The 1925-nt window shown below is 76.6% G+C and carries 1 pseudogene; it reads right to left on the bottom strand.

Annotation, left to right across the window (positions count from 1 at the left end):
* Positions 1–23 precede the first annotated feature (23 nt).
* A pseudogene (locus C1I99_RS31365) lies at positions 24–1685 on the bottom strand (sulfatase-like hydrolase/transferase); the annotation flags it as partial.
* Between the last annotated feature and the right edge of the window lie 240 nt (positions 1686–1925).

Raw genomic sequence — 1925 nt, forward strand, 5'->3', positions numbered from 1 at the left:
GAGGGGAGGCGCGCCGGGGCGGGTCAGCGGCTGAAGGCGGTCAGGAACCGGTCGCGGAAGGCGTCCATCGGCCAGACCGGAGCCTGCAGCCCGGGCCGCAGGCCGTCGTGCCAGCCCCAGCCGGAGATCCGGTCGAGCACCGTCGGGTCGCGGGCGACGATAGTCACCGGCACGTCCCGGCCGGCCCCGTCGCCGGTGACGACCGGGGCGGGCTGGTGATCGCCGAGGAAGACCAGCACCAGGTCCTTGTCGCCGTACGTCTCCAGATAGGACACCAGCGTCCGCAGCGAGTACTCGACGGCCCGGCGGTAGCCGGTGCGGGCCTGCGACGAGGGGTTCCCGGTGGTGTTGTCGTGGAAGACCGTGCCGTCGCCGACGGCGTCCCACGGCACCAGGCGGGGGATCTTCGTCCACGGGGAGTGGCTCGACACCAGCGGGATCTCGGCCATCACCGGCGGACGGTCGGCCCGCGCCCGCTCCAGCCGCTGGAAGGCCGAGAGCGTGTACTGGTCGGGCATCGGCGCGTAGCTGAACGCCGGGCCCCGGTAGCCGAGGCTGCCACCGTCGTAGAACCGCTGGTAGCCGAAGACCGCCCCCTCGGGCCAGGGTCGGGTGGCAGCGGGCATGACGCCGACGGTGCGCCAGTCGGCCCGCCGGAACGCGCCGCCCAGGGTCAACCGGTCGCTGGCCAGCAGACTGTGGTGACGCTGCTCGTTGTCGATCCACAGCCCGGACAGCAGCGTGGCGTGCGCCAGCCAGCTGCCCCCGCCCACCGTCGGCGAGGTGAGGAAGGCGCTGCGGGAGGCGAACCCCGCCGCCCGCAGTCGACGGTCGCCGTCGTCGAGCACCGCGCCGACCCCCGGCGCGAACTCGGGGTCCGCCACCGCGACCCGGCCGTAGCTCTCCACGAAGGCGATCACCACATCCTTGCCGCGCAGCCCGGTGAGCAGCCGGTCGTCGGGTACGTCGGCGAACGGGTCGACGCCGACCTCCGCGGCGAAGACCGCCCGGTCCCGCAACCGCGCCTGCACCTGCCCGACGTGGCCGCTCACCAGGGCGGTCGCGTCGGCGTCGGCCACCGGTACGCCGGGGACGACCCGGACGCCGAACGCCGCGCAGGCCAACCAACCCACCGCCAGCACCGTCACGGTCCGCCGCGTGCCGGTGTGGTGCCGCGCCATCAGGCGGGTCAGCCGCAGGGCCGACAGCGCCACCAGCACGAGCAGCCCGACCAGGAGCAGCGGGGCTGCGACGGCGGCGCCGGTCGCGGCGGCCCGACCGACCGAGTCGGTGAGGAACCCGACCGCGTCGTCGAGCAGGGTCCAGTCGAGCACCGGGTCGAACGGTCGCCCGAGCGTCGCCAGGAACCCCAGGTCGGCGAGCTTCAGCACGGCCAGCAGCCCGAGCAGTGTGCCGGCGAGCGCGGCGACCGGCCGCCGGGCCCGCCCCGGCAGGGCCAGCAGTACCGCGACGGCGAGCAGTCCCTCCAGCGGGATCCGCAGGAACGCGCCGGGGATCAGGCGTCCGGGCTGGTGCGGCGCGGTGAGGGTGGCCAGCACCAGCAGGGCGGCCAGCGCGGTGGTCACCCCCGCCGCGACCCGTCGCCACCCGCGGCCACCGGCGGCTCGCGCAGCGGTACGCCCCGGGCCGTCCGCCGCCTGGTCGGCCGGGCCGGCGCCGGCACGGTCCTCCGTCGCGGTCGTGGGGTCGTCCGCTCCGGGGCTCGCGATCGGCGGGTCACCCGCCTCGGGCGGGGCGGTCGGTGCGTGGCTCACGTCGGCGTCTCCTCGGCTGCGGTGCGGGTCAGTCATGCGCGGCGACGAGTTCGGGGCGTACCGGCGACGGCCGCCCGGCGCCGCGCGGCACGGCCGGCGCCGGGTGCGGCACGGGCACGGCGGGCGCCGGGGGTCGTACCGGGGCAGGGC

The sequence above is a fragment of the Micromonospora deserti genome (genome assembly GCF_003236335.1).
In the GTDB taxonomy this organism is placed as follows: Bacteria; Actinomycetota; Actinomycetes; order Mycobacteriales; family Micromonosporaceae; genus Micromonospora; species Micromonospora deserti.